Source organism: Curtobacterium sp. GD1, assembly GCF_020882855.1.
Classification (GTDB): domain Bacteria; phylum Actinomycetota; class Actinomycetes; order Actinomycetales; family Microbacteriaceae; genus Curtobacterium.
The window spans coordinates 47,964-66,588 of the sequence record NZ_JAFEVQ010000018.1 but is presented as its reverse complement, the minus strand read 5'-3'; the positions used below and the strand labels follow the sequence as shown (position 1 = coordinate 66,588).

Annotated in this window: 21 protein-coding genes; 11 read left to right on the top strand and 10 right to left on the bottom strand. The window is 72.1% G+C overall.

What is annotated here, in order from left to right; all coding sequences use genetic code 11:
- Positions 1 to 61: 61 nt before the first annotated feature.
- The 3 genes from JSX79_RS11590 to JSX79_RS11580 form a co-directional block, all read right to left on the bottom strand.
- Complete coding sequence (locus JSX79_RS11590; protein WP_003792170.1) at positions 62 to 160, bottom strand: 30S ribosomal protein bS22; 99 nt, start codon at positions 158 to 160, stop codon at positions 62 to 64.
- Between the two features lie 118 nt (positions 161 to 278).
- Positions 279 to 473, bottom strand: coding sequence for a helix-turn-helix domain-containing protein (locus JSX79_RS11585; protein ID WP_022902482.1), 195 nt, complete (start codon positions 471 to 473; stop codon positions 279 to 281).
- 82 nt (positions 474 to 555) lie between these two features.
- Complete coding sequence (locus tag JSX79_RS11580; RefSeq protein WP_070418353.1) at positions 556 to 1,071, bottom strand: helix-turn-helix transcriptional regulator; 516 nt, start codon at positions 1,069 to 1,071, stop codon at positions 556 to 558.
- A 72-nt stretch (positions 1,072 to 1,143) separates the two neighbouring features.
- On the opposite strand from JSX79_RS11580, the gene JSX79_RS11575 reads away from it, so the two are divergent.
- A complete protein-coding gene (locus tag JSX79_RS11575; RefSeq protein ID WP_071302595.1) occupies positions 1,144 to 2,577 on the top strand; it encodes a TrkH family potassium uptake protein in 1,434 nt (477 codons plus the stop codon).
- Complete coding sequence (locus JSX79_RS11570) at positions 2,570 to 3,262, top strand: TrkA family potassium uptake protein (RefSeq protein ID WP_175473676.1); 693 nt, start codon at positions 2,570 to 2,572, stop codon at positions 3,260 to 3,262. Before JSX79_RS11575 ends, JSX79_RS11570 begins: the two co-directional genes overlap by 8 nt.
- A 60-nt stretch (positions 3,263 to 3,322) precedes the next feature.
- Here JSX79_RS11570 and JSX79_RS11565 read toward each other — a convergent pair whose 3' ends face one another.
- Entirely contained in the window at positions 3,323 to 3,910 is a 588-nt protein-coding gene (locus JSX79_RS11565; RefSeq protein ID WP_092386325.1) for a TetR/AcrR family transcriptional regulator, read from the bottom strand.
- Between the two features lie 51 nt (positions 3,911 to 3,961).
- Between JSX79_RS11565 and JSX79_RS11560 the strand changes: the two genes are divergently transcribed.
- Complete coding sequence (locus JSX79_RS11560; RefSeq protein ID WP_229086358.1) at positions 3,962 to 5,464, top strand: MFS transporter; 1,503 nt, start codon at positions 3,962 to 3,964, stop codon at positions 5,462 to 5,464.
- Here JSX79_RS11560 and proC read toward each other — a convergent pair.
- On the bottom strand, positions 5,461 to 6,291 hold the full coding sequence (gene proC, locus JSX79_RS11555) for a pyrroline-5-carboxylate reductase (RefSeq protein WP_229086355.1): 831 nt from the start codon (positions 6,289 to 6,291) through the stop codon (positions 5,461 to 5,463). The two genes, JSX79_RS11560 and proC, sit on opposite strands and share 4 nt — an antisense overlap.
- 64 nt (positions 6,292 to 6,355) lie before the next feature.
- Here proC and JSX79_RS11550 point away from each other — a divergent pair, with 64 nt between their 5' ends.
- Positions 6,356 to 7,312 carry a cation diffusion facilitator family transporter gene (locus JSX79_RS11550; protein WP_229086354.1) on the top strand — a complete coding sequence of 319 codons (957 nt, stop codon included), beginning with the start codon at positions 6,356 to 6,358 and terminating at the stop codon, positions 7,310 to 7,312.
- Between the two features lie 48 nt (positions 7,313 to 7,360).
- Positions 7,361 to 7,738 (top strand): hypothetical protein, encoded by a 378-nt coding sequence (locus tag JSX79_RS11545; protein WP_229086353.1) that lies wholly within the window; start codon positions 7,361 to 7,363, stop codon positions 7,736 to 7,738.
- 10 nt (positions 7,739 to 7,748) lie between these two features.
- Here JSX79_RS11545 and JSX79_RS11540 read toward each other — a convergent pair whose 3' ends face one another.
- A complete protein-coding gene (locus JSX79_RS11540; RefSeq protein ID WP_229086398.1) occupies positions 7,749 to 8,180 on the bottom strand; it encodes a nucleoside deaminase in 432 nt (143 codons plus the stop codon).
- 76 nt (positions 8,181 to 8,256) lie between these two features.
- Here JSX79_RS11540 and upp point away from each other — a divergent pair, with 76 nt between their 5' ends.
- The 5 genes from upp (at position 8,257) to JSX79_RS11515 (ending at position 13,753) form a co-directional block, all read left to right on the top strand.
- Positions 8,257 to 8,892 carry a uracil phosphoribosyltransferase gene (upp, locus tag JSX79_RS11535; protein WP_070418346.1) on the top strand — a complete coding sequence of 212 codons (636 nt, stop codon included), beginning with the start codon at positions 8,257 to 8,259 and terminating at the stop codon, positions 8,890 to 8,892.
- A gap of 477 nt (positions 8,893 to 9,369) precedes the next feature.
- Entirely contained in the window at positions 9,370 to 10,140 is a 771-nt protein-coding gene (locus JSX79_RS11530) for a winged helix-turn-helix domain-containing protein (protein ID WP_070418345.1), read from the top strand.
- Between the two features lie 282 nt (positions 10,141 to 10,422).
- Entirely contained in the window at positions 10,423 to 10,935 is a 513-nt protein-coding gene (locus JSX79_RS11525) for a MarR family winged helix-turn-helix transcriptional regulator (protein ID WP_229086351.1), read from the top strand.
- Entirely contained in the window at positions 10,932 to 12,281 is a 1,350-nt protein-coding gene (locus tag JSX79_RS11520; RefSeq protein WP_229086349.1) for a deoxyribodipyrimidine photo-lyase, read from the top strand. The genes JSX79_RS11525 and JSX79_RS11520 overlap by 4 nt, the downstream gene beginning before the upstream one ends.
- Positions 12,278 to 13,753, top strand: a complete 1,476-nt coding sequence (locus JSX79_RS11515; protein ID WP_229086348.1) for a serine hydrolase — start codon at positions 12,278 to 12,280, stop codon at positions 13,751 to 13,753. Before JSX79_RS11520 ends, JSX79_RS11515 begins: the two co-directional genes overlap by 4 nt.
- Before the next feature lie 51 nt (positions 13,754 to 13,804).
- Here the strand turns inward: JSX79_RS11515 and JSX79_RS11510 are convergent, their stop codons facing one another.
- Positions 13,805 to 14,779, bottom strand: coding sequence for a carbohydrate kinase family protein (locus JSX79_RS11510; RefSeq protein ID WP_229086345.1), 975 nt, complete (start codon positions 14,777 to 14,779; stop codon positions 13,805 to 13,807).
- Positions 14,780 to 14,939: 160 nt separating this feature from the next.
- On the opposite strand from JSX79_RS11510, the gene JSX79_RS11505 reads away from it, so the two are divergent.
- Complete coding sequence (locus tag JSX79_RS11505) at positions 14,940 to 15,515, top strand: TetR/AcrR family transcriptional regulator (protein ID WP_229086342.1); 576 nt, start codon at positions 14,940 to 14,942, stop codon at positions 15,513 to 15,515.
- 100 nt (positions 15,516 to 15,615) lie between these two features.
- On the opposite strand, the gene JSX79_RS11500 is transcribed toward JSX79_RS11505, so the two are convergent.
- The 3 genes from JSX79_RS11500 to JSX79_RS11490 form a co-directional block, all read right to left on the bottom strand.
- Positions 15,616 to 16,230: a superoxide dismutase gene (locus tag JSX79_RS11500; RefSeq protein WP_070418340.1), complete on the bottom strand. Its 615-nt coding sequence runs from the start codon at positions 16,228 to 16,230 to the stop codon at positions 15,616 to 15,618.
- Between the two features lie 44 nt (positions 16,231 to 16,274).
- Complete coding sequence (locus JSX79_RS11495) at positions 16,275 to 16,784, bottom strand: flavin reductase family protein (protein WP_070418339.1); 510 nt, start codon at positions 16,782 to 16,784, stop codon at positions 16,275 to 16,277.
- 273 nt (positions 16,785 to 17,057) lie between these two features.
- A complete protein-coding gene (locus tag JSX79_RS11490; RefSeq protein WP_229086339.1) occupies positions 17,058 to 18,581 on the bottom strand; it encodes an MFS transporter in 1,524 nt (507 codons plus the stop codon).
- Positions 18,582 to 18,625 lie beyond the last annotated feature (44 nt).

Below are 18,625 nucleotides of genomic sequence, written 5' to 3'. Positions count from 1 at the left end.
ATCCGCCCCCGGAAACGCGAAAGCCCCGGCGAACCGGGGCGTGACGCTGCAGGCTCGGGGCCTACTTCTTGTTGCGACGCTGGTGGCGCGTCTTGCGAAGCAGCTTGCGGTGCTTCTTCTTCGCCATGCGCTTGCGACGCTTCTTGATGACAGAACCCATACGGACCTCACTCGGACTGATGTTGTGTGGACACCGGGCCAACGAGACCGCGGAAAAACAACCCCGCCGAGTCTAGCGGAGGCCTGACGCGATGTCGAACGGGCCGGTTCGGACCCGCCTAGCCGACGTCGGCGATGCCACCGCGCAGGACGTCCGCGACGGCGGACTCCGGGACGCGGAAGGACCGGCCGAAGCGGATGGCGGGGAGTTCCCCCGCGTGGACCATGCGGTAGACGGTCATCTTGGAGACGCGCATCATCTCGGCGACCTCAGCGACGGTGAGGAAGCGCACGTCGTCGAAACTGCCGGTCATGGTCCGCCTTCGGGAAATCGGTGTGACCTGTGTGGTCACTGGCAACTGTAGGGGCCGGTGCGACCCGGTGTCCAGGTCCCGTTCAGTCCTCGTCGCCACGACGCGTGAAGCGCTTCCGGCTGCGGTCGACGACCCGTTCCCAGCCCTGCTGCGCGCCGGACAGCGCCGCGGTCGCGCGGTAGGACGCCTCGGCCATCACGCGGCCGAGCTCGGTGCCGACCTCGACCGTGGCCTTGCCCGCCGTGCCGGAGCGTCGGACCGAGACCGGTTGCCCGTCGAGCGTCCATGCCGTCGTGGCCGGGGTGCCGTCGGCGTCCACCGCGCCGGTGAACGGGAGGACCCACTCCTCGATGCCGACGAGCGGCTCCGGGTCGAGGCGGTAGTAGCGGTGCTGCCCCTCTTCGCGGCTCGTCACGAGGCCGATGTCGCGGAGCACGCGCAGGTGCTTCGACACGGTCGGCTGGCTGACGCCGAGGCGTTCCACGAGCTGGCCGACGCTGAGCTCGCCGCCGGTGACGTCCGAGCCGTACGCGGACAGGAGCGTCCCGAGCAGTTCACGCCTGGTGGGGTCCGCCACGACGCTGAAGATGTCGGCCATGGGGCAAGGCTAGCCGGGGCGTCACGGATGTACCATGACGAACCGTCCCGCCCATGTCCACGGAGGCATACGATGCTCGACCGACACGAGCCGCCGTCCCGCTCGGCGGGAGCGACCCGTCGACGGCCGTCCCGTCTCGGCACCGCCCTCCGCTCGTCGCCGTCCCGCTTGGCGATCGTCGTCTTCGTGGCGCTGATCTTCGTCTTCACGAGCCTGTTCATGACGCCGTGGGCCGCGGCGGACGGACGCTCGACGCACTTCGCGGACGCACTCTTCACCGCGGCGTCGGTGGTCTGCGTCACCGGGCTCGCCACCGTGGACATGGCGACGCACTGGTCGGTGTTCGGCAAGACCCTCGTGGTGATCGGCACGCAGATCGGGGCCGTGGGCGTCCTGACGTTCGCCTCGATCCTCGGCCTCTTCGTCACCCGGAAGCTCGGCCTCCGCGCGAAGCTCATGGCGGCCGGCGACTCGAACCCCCTGCGGACCCACCACGGCGCCGTGCCCGAGGGCCAGGCGGTCCGTCTCGGCGAGGTCGGCACCCTGCTCGCGACGGTCGCGGTGAGCACCCTGTCGATCGAGATCGTCCTCGGGCTCCTCCTGCTGCCGTCCGTGCTCATCGCCGGGATGCCCTTCTGGACGGCGGTCGGGGACTCCTTCTACTACGCGGCGATGGCGTTCACGAACACCGGCTTCGCGCCGAACGCCAGCGGACTCACCCCGTTCGCGCACGACTACTGGTTCCTCTCGCTCCTCATGGTCGGCGTGGTCGCGGGCTCGATCGGCTTCCCGGTGATCCGTGCCCTGACGAAGCAGCTCCGCACGCCGCGCCGCTGGCCGATCCACGTGAAGCTCACGCTCGCGACGAGCGCGGTCCTGCTCGTCGGCGGCGCCGCGGTGTACATCGCGCTCGAGGCATCGAACCCGACCACCTTCGGCGAGGAGGGCGCTGGCCGCACCGCGTTCCAGGCCCTCTTCCTCTCCACGATGACCCGGTCCGGCGGCTTCTCCCTCGTCGACTTCGACCAGCTGAACGGATCGAGCCTGCTCGTCACGGACATGCTCATGTTCATCGGCGGCGGCTCGGCCTCGACCGCCGGCGGCATCAAGGTCACGACGCTCGCGGTCCTGTTCCTCGCCGCCGTCGCCGAGGCCCGCGGGCGCCAGAGCATGGAGGCGTTCGGTCGGCGCATCCCGAGCGACGTCCTGCGCGTGGCCGTGGCGGTCGTGCTCTGGGGCGCCACCATCGTGGCCGTCGCGACCGTCGTGCTCCTGCAGATCACCCACGAGTCCCTCGACCGCGTGCTGTTCGAGGTCATCTCGGCGTTCGCGACGTGCGGGCTGTCCTCCGGGGTGTCCGCGAACCTGCCCGAGTCCGGCAAGTACGTGCTCGCGGCGACGATGTTCCTGGGCCGTGTCGGTACAGTGACCATCGCCGCTGCACTGGCCGCCAGCCAGAGCCGGCAACTGTTCCGCCGTCCCGAGGAGAGGCCGATCGTTGGCTGACCGCAACCGTCCGCACCCGCTCGGTGCCGTCAGCCACGACGCTCCGGTGCTCGTCATCGGCCTCGGACGGTTCGGCGCCGCCACCGCCGGGCAGCTCGAGCGGCAGGACCGCGAGGTCCTCGTCGTCGACACCGACGCCGGCCTCGTGCAGAAGTGGTCGGACCGCGTCACGCACGCGGTGCAGGCGGACGCGACCGACATCGACGCCCTGCGGCAGATCGGTGCGCAGGACTTCCCGATCGCCGTCGTCGGGACCGGCAGCGACCTCGAGTCGAGCGTGCTCATCACCGCGAACCTCGTCGACCTCGGCATCCCGCAGATCTGGGCGAAGGCGATCAGCCGGTCGCACGGCACGATCCTGTCCCGCATCGGCGCGAACCACGTCGTCTACCCCGAGCGCGAGGCCGGCGAGCGCACCGCGCACCTGGTGTCCGGCCGGATGCTCGACTTCATCGAGTTCGACGACGACTTCGCCGTGGTCAAGATGTTCCCGCCGGCGTCGGTCCGCGGCAAGGACCTGGCGACCACGGTGATCCGCACGCGCTTCGGCCTCACCGTGCTCGGCATCAAGACCCCCGGCGAGGCCTTCGTCCCGGCGACGCCGGAGAGCGTGATCGGCCAGAACGACGTCATCATCGTCTCGGGGACCGAGAGCGCGCTGGAACGGTTCGCCGCCCTGGAGTGAGGACGGGACGGACAGGAGGCGCGGGGCGGGCCCGCACCGTCCCTCCAGTCCGTCAGCCGGTCACGTCGCGGACGCGACGCCGTCCCGGAGTGCGCGGAAGAGCCGTTCCAGCCCGGCGCGGTGCGCCGTGACGACGGTGTCGTCGTCCTCCCCCGCGAGGACGGCACGTGCCGTCCCGACGAAGACCGTGGCGTAGCCGGCGACGAAGAGCGCTGCGAGGAGTCGGTCGCCGACGGCGTCCCCGAGCGCGCGCTGCGCCCCCGCCACGAGCTCGAGCGCGCGCGACTGCAGGGCGGACGAGTCGGCGATCGTCCGGAAGAACGCGTGTGCGCCGGGCGCCAGCCCGGAGACCGGCGCGCGCTCGTCGACCAGGCGCAGTGCGAGCGCCTCGAGCGCGTCGAGCGCCTCGTCACGTGGAACGTCCTCGACGGCTGCGACGAACAGCGCGACCGTCTCGGCGGAGCGGTCGAGGAACAGGTCCTCCTTGCGCGGGAAGTGCTTGAAGACCGTGACGCTCGAGACCCCGGCGGCCTTCGCGACCTGCGCGACGGTGACGCCGTCGAAGCCGTGCTCGGCGAACATCCCGGACGCGGTCTCGGCGATCCGCGCACGGGTCTCCGGCCCGCCGCGGGGCGCGCTCCTGGGCATGCGGACTCCTCGCTGCTTGACTCACTCAGTTTACTGACTTAACCTAGACGCATGAACGCCGTCCGGTCCCCCCACTCTCCCCGATCCCTGCGCGGATCGCGTGTCGCCCTCGCCGGGCTCGCCGCGGTCTTCCTGTTCGAGATGCTCGACAACTCCGTCCTGAACGTCGCGCTCCCCACGATCGGTCGTGAGCTGCAGGTCGGCGCGACCGGGCTGCAGTGGGTGACGACGGCGTACTCGGTGGTGTTCGGCGGGCTCATGCTCGCTGCGGGTGCCGTCGCGGACCGGTACGGCCGACGCCAGGTGATGCTCGTAGGGCTCGTGCTCCTCGGGCTGGCGAGCCTCGCGACCGCGTTCGTCACCACCGCCGACCAGCTGATCGCCGTCCGGGTCGCCACCGGGATCGCGGCGGCGATGACCACCCCCGGGTCGATGGCCCTCGCGTTCCGGCTCTTCGACGACGACGAGCGGCGGGTCCGGGCGATCACGGTGATCTCCACCGTCGGGCTCGTCGGGCTCGCGGTGGGACCGACGGTGGGCGGACTCGTCCTCGCCGTCGCGCCCTGGCAGGTGCTCCTGCTCGTCAACGTCCCGATCGCCGGACTCGCGTTCGTGGGGATCCGCGTCGGCGTCACCGCGGACGATCCGGCGGGGCTGCACCGGGCTCCCGTGGACTGGACCGGAGCGGCACTGGGGACCGTGACGATCGTCCTCGCCCTCGTCGCGCCGACGCGGTTCGCCGACGGCGGGCTCGACGACTGGACGGCCTGGACGGCCACGGCCGGCGCGATCGGCGGCGGCGTCTGGTTCGCCGTGCGACAGCGCCGCGTCGAGCACCCGCTGCTCGACCTCGCGCTCGTCGCCCGGCCGCTGGTCTCGAGCGGCCTCGCCTACAAGGCGGCTACGGGCCTCGCGGTCGCGGGCCTCGGCTACCTGGTGACGCTGCACCTGCAGCTCGCCTGGGGGTGGCCGCCGGCCCTCGCCGCGATCGGCATGCTCCCGCAGGTCGCCGTGCTCGTGGCCGGGAGCGCCTTCGTCGGACCCTTCGTCCGGCGCGTCGGCCTCGGGCACGCCGCCTGGTCGAGCGCGGCCGCCGTGGTCGTCGGGCTCGCGGTGTACACGGTGCTCGGGCCGCTCGGCTACGGGTGGATCGCCCTGGCGCTCGTGCTCGTCGCCGCGGGCATGCGGGTCGTGGGGGTGGTCGCCGGCACGAACGTCCTGCGCGGGCTGCCGGAGGACCGCACGACGATCGGCGCCGCGCTCGTGGACACCTCCTCCGAGGTGGCCTCGGCCGTCGGGGTGGCGATCGCCGGCACGGTGCTCGGTGCCGTGTTCACCGGGTCGCTCACCGCGACGCCGTGGACCCACGCCCAGGGTGTGGCGTTCGACCACGCGGTGACGATCGGTGGGTCGGTGCTCACCGTGCTCGCCGGGGTGCTCGTCGTCTGGACGATGGTCCGGGCCGGACGTGCCCGACCGACCGCGCCGTCCCCGGCTGCCGAGGGCGTCGCGTCCGAGGGGCGGCCCGAGGAACACCAGCCCGCTGGTCGCTAGCCCTTCGCCAGCTCCTCGGCGCGGGCGATCGCCGCGCGGGACGCCCGCTCGAACGTCCCCGCCAGATCGGCGTCCTGCAGCACCGCGACGGCACGCTCGGTGGTCCCCTTCGGGCTCGTGACGGCCCTCCGCAGGTCGGTGGGCTCCTTGCCGGAGGCGGCGAGCAGTTCGACGGCACCGCGGAGCGTGCCCTGCACCATCGCCTCGGCCTGGTCGTGGGAGAACCCGAGCGACTCGGCGGCCTGCTGCCACTGCTCCACGAGGAGGAAGACGTAGGCGGGCCCGGAGCCCGAGACGGCGGAGAGCGCGTCGAGCTGGGACTCCGGCACCTCGATCACGACACCGGACGCGTCGAACACCGACGACGCGAGCGCGACGGCGTCGGCGTCCGCGGAGGCACCGGCGCTGATCCCGGTCACCCCGTGCCCGACGCCGATCGGCGTGTTCGGGAGCGCTCGGACGACCCGGACACCGGTCGGCACCTTCGCCTCCATGCTCGCGGTCGTCGTCCCCACGGCGACGCTCACGACGACGGTCCCCGGCTCGAGGTCCGCCGAGACCTCGTCGAGCAGGGCACCGATCGCGTAGGGCTTCACCCCGAGCACGACGAGCGACGCGCCGCGCACCGCTGCCCGGTTCGCGTCGGGATCGGTGTCGGTGGCGGTGGCGTCCAGGCCGCGCTCCCGGTGTGCCGCGGCGGACTGCTCCGACTTCGTCGTCAGGGTCACGGTGGCCCGGTCGAGACCGGCGGCGAGCAGGCCGTCGAGGACCGCGCCGGACATGGAGCCGACGCCGAGCAGGGCGGTGCGGGGCAGTTCGATTGTCATGCCCCAGACCCTACCGAGCGCCCTCGCCTAGGATCGTCCAACAGATCGGGAGAAGGGGACAGCTGTGAGCGCTTCTGGAGGCACGAGGGCGATCCTCGCCGCACTCGGTGCGAACGTCGGGATCGCGATCGTGAAGTTCATCGCCGCGGCGATCAGCGGTTCCGCGTCGATGCTGGCCGAGGGCGTCCACTCCCTCGCCGACTCCGCCAACCAGCTCCTCCTGCTCCTCGGCGGCCGTCGTGCCCGGCGTGCCGCCGACGAGGAGCACCCGTTCGGCTACGGGCGTGAGCGCTACGTGTACGCGTTCGTCGTGTCGATCATCCTGTTCTCGGTCGGCGGGGTGTTCTCCCTCTACGAGGGCATCGAGAAGCTCACCCACCCGCACCCGCTGGAGAACTGGTGGCTGCCGCTCGTGGTGCTCGTCATCGCGATCGGGCTCGAGGGCTTCTCCCTCCGCACCGCACTGAAGGAAGCACGACCGCAGAAGGGCCGGCAGAGCTGGGTGCAGTTCGTCCGCCGCGCCAAGGCCCCGGAGCTCCCCGTCGTGATGCTCGAGGACACCGCGGCACTACTCGGCCTCGTCTTCGCCCTGTTCGGCGTCGGCCTCACCGCGATCACGGGCAACGGCGTGTTCGACGCGATCGGCACGATCTTCATCGCCGCGCTGCTCATCGCCGTGGCGGTCGTGCTCGGCATCGAGACGAAGAGCCTCCTCGTCGGCGAGGGTGCCACCGCGGCCGACGTCGAGCGCATCAAGCACGCGGTGCTCGACGGTCCCGAGGTCGACTCGATCATCCACATCAAGACCCTGTACCTCGGCCCCGACGAGCTCATGGTCGGCGTGAAGGTCGCGGTGGACGGCGACCGACGGCTCGGCGACGTCGCCGCCGGCATCGACACGGTCGAGCACCGGGTGCGCCAGGCGGTGCCGATCGCACGCGTCATCTACGTCGAACCCGACGTGCTCCGGACGGGCCCCCGACCGCCGACCGAGGCGATCGTGATCCGCGCCGCAGACTAAGGGGAACCTTGCTGGCGAGCGCCGTGGCCGGTCATCCACGATGGTCACATGTCGGCGCTCTTCAGCATCCTGCTCGTCCTCCACTTCCTCGGTCTCGCTGCCGTCATCGGTGCCTTCCTGGTGCAGGTCCGCCGCAAGCGCGGCTTCCAGACCTCCTGGCCGATCACCGGCCTCGTCGTGCAGCTCGTCACGGGCCTCGGGATGATGGGGATCATCGACGCGACGCAGGACGGCGGCGCGAACCACGTCAAGCTCGGCGTGAAGCTCGTCATCGCAGCGGTCGCACTCGTGCTGGCGCTCGTCGCGCGGGCGCGTCAGAAGCGAGCGGACGCCGGCACCGCGACGGCGAAGGCCGCCCTGCCGTTCTTCCACTCGGCCGGGGCGCTCGCGATCGTCAACGTGTTCGTCGCGGTCCTCTGGAAGTGACGCCCACAGGTCAGCGACGCTCGGCGAAGAACGCGTCGAGCAGCGCGGCGCACTCCCCCTCGAGCACCCCGCCGATCACCTCGGACCGGTGCGGCAGCCGGCGGTCCCGCGCGACGTCGTAGACGCTCCCGCTCGCGCCGGCCTTCGGGTCCCACGCGCCGAACACGATCCGCGGCACCCGGGCCGCCATGACCGCACCGGCGCACATCGGGCACGGCTCGAGCGTCACCACCAGGGTGTGCTCCTCGAGGTGCCAGTCGCCGATCGCCGCCGCGGCCGCCCGGAGCGCGAGGACCTCGGCGTGTGCCGTGGGGTCCTGTCGCGCCTCGCGCTCGTTCCGTCCCACGGCGACCACCGCGCCGTCCCGGTCGAGGACGACCGCCCCCACCGGGACGTCCCCGGTCGCGAGGCACGCGCGGGCCTCGTCGAGCGCGCGTTCCATCGCGGGGACGAACGGGCGGGCGGCGGGTGCTTCCACGGAACCTCCTGGCGGTCGGCAGCACGGTAGGCTCGACCCTATGCGAGTCCACGTCGCCGACCACCCGCTCATCACCCACAAGCTCTCGGTGCTCCGCGACCGTACGACGCCGTCCCCCACGTTCCGCGCCCTCACCGAGGAGCTCGTCACGCTCCTCGCGTACGAGGCGACGCGCAACGTCCGGGTCACCGCGACGCCGATCGACACCCCGGTGGCACACACCATGGGCGTCTCGATCGCGAAGCCGCGCCCGCTCGTCGTGCCGATCCTGCGTGCCGGGCTGGGCATGCTCGAGGGCATGGTCAAGCTCGTCCCGACGGCCGAGGTCGGCTTCCTCGGCATGGCGCGCAACGAGGAGACCCTCGAGCCGCAGACCTACGCCGAGCGCCTGCCCGACGACCTCTCCGGCCGGCAGTGCTTCGTCCTCGACCCGATGCTCGCGACGGGCGGCACCCTCGCGGCCGCGATCGACTTCCTGTTCGACCGCGGTGCGGAAGAGGTCACGTGCGTCTGCATCCTCGGCGCGCCCGAGGGGCTCGCCGCGGTCGAGGCCGCCGTGGGCGACCGCAACGTCTCGATCGTGCTCGGCGCGCTCGACGAGAAGCTCGACGAGAACGGCTACATCGTTCCAGGCCTCGGCGACGCGGGCGACCGCCTCTACGGACTCGCCGAGTAGACGCGACCACGTTCCGACCGGAGGCGCGGTGCCAGCTGGCACCGCGCCTCCAGTCCGTCGTGACGGTGCGTTCGCAGAACGCACCGTCCGTGCGGACGGTTGACACGACGTTGGTATCCCACCGATACTCGTCCCATGACTGCAACCGTGTCCACCCGCGTCCTCTCCGAGGCCCAGGGGACCGCCGGCATGATGATGCCGGCCACGGCCGTCATGCGTTGTCGAATGTGTGCCTGATCGGCACCCGTTCCAGCCGGATCCCCCGCGACACCACCCCCGTCGCGCGAGCGTGATCCCCGGGTGACGACCACGTCGACGACGCGCATCACGTCACGAGGTCTGTCCCCCGTACCCCCGGGTCGGCCCCGGTCCGCAGCAGGACCGCAGGGCCCACGGCACTCGCCGTACCCGGACCGACGCATTCGACACGGCCGCGGCACACCTCGACACCGCAGCCACATCGCCCGGAGAACCGCCATGTCGCTCACCATCGCTCAGCCCCGCACCGCCCTCCGCACCGCCGCACCCGCGCCGACCGACCTCGGCACCGTGACCCCGATCCGTCCGCGTCGCGAGCCCGTCGCCCCGCCCGTCGCCACCGGCGTGCCGACCAGCCCGGTCGTCGCCCCGCAGCGCAACCGCGCCCTGCCCGAGGGCACCGAGGCACGCGGCTTCGCCCTCTACGTCGGCATCGACGAGGCGAAGGCAGCGGCGGCGGGCACCACCCTCGCTGCGGTCGTCGAGCAGCTCAAGGCCCTGACCGCGCAGCTCGTCCCGACCTCGGAGACCTACGCCGCGGTGGCCGTCGCCGCCGAGGGTTCCGGCGGCCGTGACGTCGACGTCGTCCGGCTCGCCCTGCAGGACCGCTCCGCCGTGGCCGCGCGCAAGCAGGCCGAGAAGCCCGAGCCGGAGGAGACCGGGGTCGTCATCGACATCTCCCGGAAGCGCGTCACGCTCGACGGCGAAGCCGCTCCCCTGACGTACAAGGAGTTCGAGCTCCTGCAGTTCCTCGTCCTCCGCGAGGGCCAGACCGTCGACCGCTCGGCGATCATCGACGGCCTGTGGTCGGACGGCGAGGACGAGACCCCGAACGAGCGCACGATCGACGTCCACGTCCGTCGCCTCCGCTCGAAGCTCGGCGCCTTCGAGGAGATCGTCCGCACCGTGCGCGGTGTCGGCTACCGCTTCGACCGCCACGCGGACGTCGCCGTGCGCTACGCCTCGACGCCGTCGCCGGACCTCTTCTGATCCTGATCGGTCGTTCTTGGTGAACTCGCAGCGAACGACCGCCGCGTCCGGTAGCGCGCCGTTACCCGTTCGTTATACAGTCGTGCGTGCAGACGGTGTTTGCTGTGGCACCGCCTGTGGAATGTGATTGCAGGACACTCTTGGTGCAAGGGAGAGGGCCGGTCATCCCCGTGATGACCGGCCCTCGTTGCGTCCCGGGGGACACGGCTGCGCGTCAGCAGCATCGCGTGTCCGAGGCCGTCGGTAGTGTGGCATGACCGTACGACCAGAGGGAGCGCGACCGTGAACGAGCCACGCCGCAGCGAGAAGGCGACCGCCGTCGCTGCCTGGGAAGCGCTCTTCCGCGCCCAGGTCACGGTGATGCGCGCGCTCAACGCCGACTTCCCGGGCGGCGAGATCTCGTTCAACGAGTACGACGTCTGCTTCAACCTCTCCACGCAGCCCGGCCGCCGCTGCCGGATGCGCGAACTGACCGGCCACCTGCTCCTGACGCAGCCGAGCGTCAGCCGCCTGGTCGACCGGCTCACCGCGCGCGGCATCGTCGAGAAGCAGCCGGACCCCACCGACGCCCGGGGCGTCATCGTGGCCCTCACCGCGCACGGCTTCGACGTGTACCGCGCCGTCGCCGTCCAGCACGCGCAGACCATCGCCGACCAGGTCGGTGCCGGCCTCGACGACGCCGAGCTGCGGACGCTCACCGAACTCTGCACGAAGCTCCGGACCGCGGCCGGTGCAGCCTCACCCCGACGTGGCGCGACCCGGGCGGCGTCCGACGTCGACGCGGCAGCGGTGTGACCGGCGCCCTGGTCTGGCTCCGCGACGACCTCCGTCTCGCGGACAACCCGGCACTCCGAGCAGCGATCGACCACGGCGGCGACGTCACGGTCGCGTACGTCCTCGACGAGCAGTCCCCCGGCATCCGCCCGATCGGGGCTGCGGCACGGTGGTGGCTGCACCACTCGCTCGCCGCGCTCGACGGTGAACTCCGAGAACGCGGGTCCCGACTGGTCCTGCGCCGTGGGCCCGCTGCCGAGGCCGTCGACGCGCTCGTGTCCGACACCGGCGCCGACGCGGTGTTCTGGAACCGCCGGTACGGCCGTGCCGAGCGGGACCTCGACGCCGGCATCAAGTCGACGCTCACCGACGGCGGGACCGAGGCGCACAGCTTCGCCGCGAGCCTGCTCTGGGAACCGTGGACCGTCCTCACCGGGCAGGGCGAGCCGTACAAGGTGTTCACGCCGTTCTGGCGTGCCGCCCAGGCGATGCCCGAGCCCCGCCACCCGCTGCCCAAGCCGCGTGACCTCCCCGCGGCGCCCCGGGTCGCGAGCGACGATCTCGACGACTGGGACCTGCTGCCGACGCACCCGGACTGGGCTGGCGGCCTCCGGAACGCCTGGGAACCCGGCGAGCAGGGCGCGCACCGGCGGCTCGAACACTTCGTGCACCACGCGCTCGAGGACTACGACCAGCGCGACGAACCCGCGATGGCCGCCACGAGCGACCTCTCCCCGCACCTGCGGTGGGGCGAGGTCAGTCCGTACCAGGTCTGGCACCGCCTGCACGGCCAGCTCGAGCCCGAGCAGCGCAAGAACGCCTCGGCGTTCCTCCGGCAGCTGGCCTGGCGCGAGTTCAACTGGAACGAGTACTTCCACTGCGAGGACATCACCACGGTGAACGTCCGGCGCGAGTTCGACGCCTTCCCCTGGCTCGACGTCCCCGACGCCGAGATCGACCGCTGGCGGACCGGGACGACCGGGTTCGACCTCGTCGACGCGGGCATGCGGGAGCTCTGGCAGTCGGGTGCGATGCACAACCGGGTCCGGCTCGCGACGGCCAGCTTCCTCGTGAAGAACATGCTCGTCGACTGGCGCGTGGGCGAGCAGTGGTTCTGGGACACCCTCGTCGACGCCGACTCCGCCAACAACGCGGCGAACTGGCAGTGGGTCGCCGGGTCCGGGTTCGACGCGGCGCCGTACTTCCGGGTGTTCAACCCGGACCGGCAGCTCGAGCGGTTCGACCCGCACCGCGAGTACGTGCACCGCTGGGTCCCCGCCGACGAAGACCGTCCGGAGCCCATGCTCGACCTCAAGGAGACCCGGCAGCGGGCACTCGACGCGTACGACCGGATGCGCCGGTCGTGAGCGGCACCGATCCGCAGGTGATCGCGGACGTCGACGCGCTGTTCCGCGAACGAGTCGAACGCGGCGTCGCTCCGAGCAGCGTCTGGGGCGTCTTCGACCGCACCGGGCTCGTCGCCTCGGGCGGGCACGGCGACCGCGGCGACGGCGTCGCTCCCGACGCCGACACCGTGTACCGGATCGCCTCCTGCACGAAGAGCGTGACGGCGGCCACCCTGCTCGCCCTCGTCGCGGACGACCGTGTCCGGCTGGACGCCCCGATCACGGACTTCGTGCCCGCCTTCGCGGACGTCGTACTGCCCACCGCCGACTCCCCCGTGCCGACGCTCCGCATGCTCCTCACCATGGCCGGCGGCTTCCCGACCGACGATCCGTGGGCCGACCGGCAGGAGTCGATCTCGGACGCCGAGCTCGACGACGTCCTGCGCGCGGGGCTCCTGTTCGACTCGGTCCCGGGGACCCGGTTCGCCTACTCGAACACCGGGTACGCGTTGCTCGGCCGGGCGATCGCCGTCGTGGCCGGCCGTCCCTTCCCCGAGGTCGCGACCGAGCTCGTCCTCGGCACCCTCGGCCTGCGCGACACCGTCTTCCGCGCCGACGACGCCCGCGGTCACGTGGTCACGGGCGTGCGGCCCGCCGCTGACGGGGCGGGCGTCGGCACGTGGGAGCCGCTGCCGATGTCGGGCCCCGGCGCGTTCTCGTCGATCGGCGGGCTGTTCTCGACGGTCACGGACCTCGCCCGCTGGGGTCGGCACCTCGCGTCGGCGTTCACCGAGGCGCCCGAGCCCGGACCGGTCGCCCCCGCCGACCGCCGACTCATGCAGCAGGCGATGCGGGTCGTGCCCGCAGCGGTGGTGCCGACCTCGAGTCGCCCGACGGCGTACGGCTTCGGGCTCTTCGTCGAGCAGGACCCGGCGTTCGGCGAGATCGTCTCGCACTCCGGCGGGTACCCGGGGTTCTCGGCGCACATGCGGTGGTCGGTCCGGGACGGCCTCGGCGTCGTCGCCTTCGAGAACGCCACGCAGGCGAAGGTCTCGGCGGCGGCGGACCGGGCGCTCGACCTCGTGCTGACCGCCCGCGCGACCGCCGCGGCGGACCGTGCATCCGCGGGCCGCGCACTAGCGGACCGAGCACCCGGCACCGGGCCGACCATCGACGCGACGCGGGCGGCGCAGGCTGCCGTGACGCGCCTCCTGGCCCACTGGGACGACGACCTCGCCGATGCGATCTGCACGCCGAACGTGGCGATGGACGTGCCGTACGAACGACGCCGCCGGGCCGTCGCGGAGGCGGTGGCGGCCGTCGGTGCCGACCTCGACGCGGACCCGGTGGCCGAGGAGTCCCAGGCCCCGTCGCACCTGCGCTGGTGGCTGCCGGGGACGGCCGGTCGGCTACGCGTCGAGATCCGCTTGGCGCCGCTCGCGGCCGGCCTCGTGCAGACCCTGGTGGTCCGGGCCGAACCCAGCGAGCGCTGACGCCGCGGCCGGTGGTCCGGGCCGAACCCAGCGAGCGCTGACGCGCGAGCGTCAGACCGGCGGACGCCCGCCCACGAACCCGAGCGCCCGCGCCGCGACCCGCGTGCCCTCGCGCGCAGCCGCCGCGACCCGCACCGGATCGGTCGCCCACGCACGGAGGAACCCCGCCGCGAACGCGTCCCCGGCGCCGAGCGTGTCCACCACCGTCGCCGGCGTGATCGGCACCCGCTGCGGCGTCCGACCACGCCGCCCGAGCAGGACGCCCTCGGTCCCCATGGTCACCACGACCAGGGGCACGCGGTCGGCGAGCGCTTCGATCGCCTCCGTGACGGTGGGGGCTCCGGTCAGCGCGAGGGCTTCGTCCTCACTCGGGAAGAGGGCATCGAGGCCGGAGAGCGCCTCGAGGAACTCCGACGCACCGACCGCACGCACCACCGCGGCGGACGAGGGGTCGAGGGACACCCGGGCGGAACCGGACCGGGCCCGGGCGACGAGTGCCGCGATGCGGTCCGGACCGCCTCCGCCGAGCATCGCCGAGCCGGTCAGGTGCACGATGTCCGCGCGCGCCACGAGGTCGACCGGCAGGTCCTCCGCCGACAGCACCCCGCTCGCTGCGGGATCGGACATCGCGGTCCGACCGCTGCCGTTCCGCACGGACACGACGGCGCCGGTCGCGGTCCGGGCGTCGTAGCGGATGTGCGCGCGGACGCCGGCGTCGGCGAGCGATCGCTCGTGCCGGTAGACGTCGTCGACGCCGACCCGCCCCACCAGGTCCACGTCGGCGCCGAGCCAGCCGAGCCACGTCGCGGTGTTGCCCGCGGCGCCGACCGGTCGGTGCCGGATGACCGCGGCCGGGTCGTGTGCACCCATGCTCGCGGCCGTGGTGTGCACGAGCACCCCGTCCAGGACGTCGCCGACGACGAGGAAGCGCTTCCCCGCCCCGCGACGGCGTCCGGCGACCGCCCGCCCGGCACGGGGTGCCTCGGGGCGCGACGGGGCCACAGGGCGCTCTGGAGGCATGGACATCGGCCCCATCCTACGTGGAATCGAGTAAAACTCCGCTTCTCGCCACAAATCCCTTGCACCCGTTATGGATTCCCGGCTGTTTCCCGGCGATCGCCAGTAATATACTCTGTGATCGTATGTGAACGGTCGCGTACTGCCCATCACGCTCGTTGGAGACGCCATGCCCCGCAAGCCCGACCCGACACTCAAGCCGGCGATCATCGCGAAGGTGGCCGAGCACCTGCAGGACACCAAGCTCGAGGACGTCTCCGTCCGTAGCCTCGGCCGGGTGCTCGGGACGAGCGCGTACCCGATCGTGTACCACTTCGGCACGCGCGAAGCCCTGATCGACGCCGTGGTGGACCACCTGGCGGAATCGGTCTCCGACGTCACGCTCGACCCCGGCGCCGACGACCTCGGGCTGACCGACTACCTCATCGCGGTGTTCGGCGGACTCGACGACCCCGAGCGCTCCCTCGCCGCCCGGCTCACCTTCGAGCTCGGATCGGTCGAGTCGCTCGACGGCCGTGATCGCGAGCGCACCTTCCACCGCGCGCAGGTGAGCGCGATCGCCGCCTGGTGCGCCGAACACGGCTACGGCGCGGTGGATGCCGAACGGGCGGCCCGCGGTGCCGTCCTCGCGGCTCGGGGCGTGCAGTGGGGCACGATCGTCGACCGCGAGCGGGCGACGCCCGACGCCGCGCTGCGCGCGATCGCGCACAAGCTGGTCGCCGGGGCCCACTTCCAGTCGGCCTGAGCAGTCGACGCGCACCGACGAACGACGGGAGGCGCGGTGCCAGCCGGCACCGCGCCTCCCGTCGTTCACCGGGTCACCACCGTGACCCGCTGCGCCCGCCTCAGAGGGTGACGAAGCTCTGCGACTTCGCGTTCGCGAAACGCGCGGCGACGTTCTCCCAGTCGACGATGTTCCACACGGCCTTGACGTAGTCCGCCTTGACGTTGAGGTAGTCGAGGTAGAAGGCGTGCTCCCACATGTCGAGCATGAAGATCGGCACGAGACCGAACGGCACGTTGGCCTGCTGGTCGAACAGCTGGAACGTGGTCAGCTTCTGGCCGACGGTGTCCCAGGCGAGGACGGACCAGCCGGAGCCCTGGATGCCCGTGGCGACGGCGGTGAACTGGGCCTGGAACTTCTCGAACGAGCCGAAGAACTCGTCGATCGCCGCGGCGAGCTCGCCCTCGGGGACCTTCGTGTCCGGGCCGAGGTTGGTCCAGAAGATCGAGTGGTTGACGTGGCCACCGAGGTTGAACGCGAGGTCCTTCTCGAGCTTGTTGACGTTCGCCAGGTTGCCGGACTCACGGGCCTCGGCGAGCTGCTCGAGCGCGGTGTTCGCACCCGTCACGTAGGTCTGGTGGTGCTTGTCGTGGTGCAGCTGCATGATCTTGCCGCTGATGTGCGGCTCGAGTGCGGCGTAGTCGTACGGCAGCTCCGGCAGGGTGTACTCAGCCATGTGAGTTCCTTTCGATCAGTGGTGTGCGGATGGTGCTCCGCGGCTCACGAGAGCCGGGAACGATCGGTGAGGGAGTGGAATTCCCGGTTGTGGTAGACCAGCGGCTCGCCCCGCTCGAGGCCGACGACGATGTCGAGGACCTCGGCGACGACGACGGTCGACGAGCCGATCGGCGTGGTCGAGAGGGGCCGGCAGCGCAGGGCGCTCGCGGCACTCGGCAGGTAGCGGTCCCCCGACGGCAGGGTGCCCCAGATCGGGTCGTCCGCGGCGGGGCTGCCGGTGGAGGCGAAGCGACGGGCGAGGGCGACGCCGAGCGAGTCGACGAGGTGCACCACGAAGATCGGGGCGCCGAGCACGACCCCGGCTGACCCGGAGTTCGTGGACAGCGAGAACACGAGCACGGGCGGGTCGATCGCCACGCTCGCGACGCTCGATGCGGTGAGGCCGGTCGGACCGTCGGGGCCTTCGGCGGTGATGACGGCGACACCGGCCGGGTGTCCACGGAAGGCGGCCTTGTAGGCGTCCGCGATGTTCGCCGGTGCTGCGTCGGGCATGGGAGTCGTGGTCGTTCCTTCGATGGGGAGGGCCGCGGCTCCGCGGCCATGTCCCAACGTATGACCTGAACCATGGTTGAGGTCAACGATTCCCAGGTTCGGTCGATCCCGGGCGTGCCGTGTGACCCCGCGTGACGCGGGGTGCGGCGGTGCGGGCCCGACTTCGTGAGCAGAAATGGTCGGGTCGCTCGCGGCGACCCGACCATTTCTGCTCACCAAGCGGCGCCGCGGCGCGGCGCGGCGCGGCGGCGCCCGCGGCGGCGCGGCGCGGCGCTACCGGCGCTTGAGCATGACGACGGCACCGGCGGCCGCGACCACCATCAGGAGCGCGGCCACCCCCGCCGTCACCGTGACGCCGGAGTCGAACGCGGCCCGCGCCGACTCGAGCAGCGCCTGCCCCGCCGACCCGCCGAGGGACGACGCCGCCGACACCGCTCCGCCGAGGGTCTCCTGCGCGGCGGTGTGCGCCGACGAGGACAGCCCGTCCGGCACGACGACGTGCGCCCGGTAGGCCGTGGCCAGGATCGTCCCGAGCACCGCGGTCCCCAGCACGGCACCGATCTCGTACGCCGTCTCGGACATCGCCGACGCCGCACCGGCCTTGTCCGCCGGCGCCGTCGAGATGATGAGGTCGTTCGTCACCGTCTCCGAGGCACCGATCCCGATCCCGAGCAGCACGAACGCGAACGCCAGCGCCACGATCGAGGCGTGGTGCCCGAGGACCGCGACCATCGCGTAGGCGGCCGCCGAGAACAGCAGCGACACGGCGACGACCCAGCGCGGAGCGACCCGGGCGACGATCGGCACGACGACGAGCCCCGCCACGATCGTGAGGACCGACCCCGGCACCAGCACCATGCCGGACGCGAAGGGGTCGAGGCCGGCGACGAGCTGCAGGTGCTGTGCGATGAAGAACAGGAACCCGGTCAGCGAGAACATCGCCGCCATGTTCATGAGCACGCTGCCGGTGAACGCCGTGCTCCGGAACAGCCGGAGGTCGAGCATCGGGGTCCGCGAGCGGAGCTGCCGACGGACGAACGCGATGCCGCACAGGACGCCGACGGCGAGCATCGCGATCGCGAAGCCGCGCTCCTCGGGGTGCACGACGGACTTGATCGCCCACGCGATCGGGGCGAGGGCGCCGAGCGACAGGAACATGCTCGGCACGTCGACCGGCCCCGGGTTCGGGTCACGGGACTCCGGCACGCAGAACGGCACGGCGACGAGCATCACGACGAGGATCGGCACCGCGACGAGGAACACCGCGCCCCAGTGGAAGTGCGCGAGCAGCACGCCGCCGACGAGCGGCCCGAGTGCGTTGCCCGCCGCGAACATGGTGGACCAGACGGCGAGCGCCATCCGCCGCTCCCCCGCGTGGACGAAGACGTTGCGGATGATCGAGAGGGTCGCCGGCATGAGCATCGCGCCGAAGACGCCCATGACGATCCGTGCGGCGACGAGCATCCAGGCGTCGGTCGCGAAGGCCGCGGCGACGGAGAAGAGCGCGAAGCCGGTGGCGCCGACGACGAGGATCCGACGGCGGCCGATGCGGTCACCGATGCTGCCCATCACGACGAGGAGGCCGGCGAGGACGAGCGGGTACGCGTCGACGATCCAGAGCTGCGTGGTGGCGTCCGGGTTCAGCGCGCGCGAGATCGACGGCAGCGCGAAGCTCAGGACCGTGTTGTCCACCGAGATGAGGAGGACGGGCAGCATGAGCACCGCGAGGGCGGCGAACCGGCGGGCGCGACTGCCGGTGGCGGCAGTGGGGATCGGGCTGGTGAGCAGGGCGGACACGGTGACTCCAGGGACTTCGAGCCGGACCAGGTCGACGGCGGAAC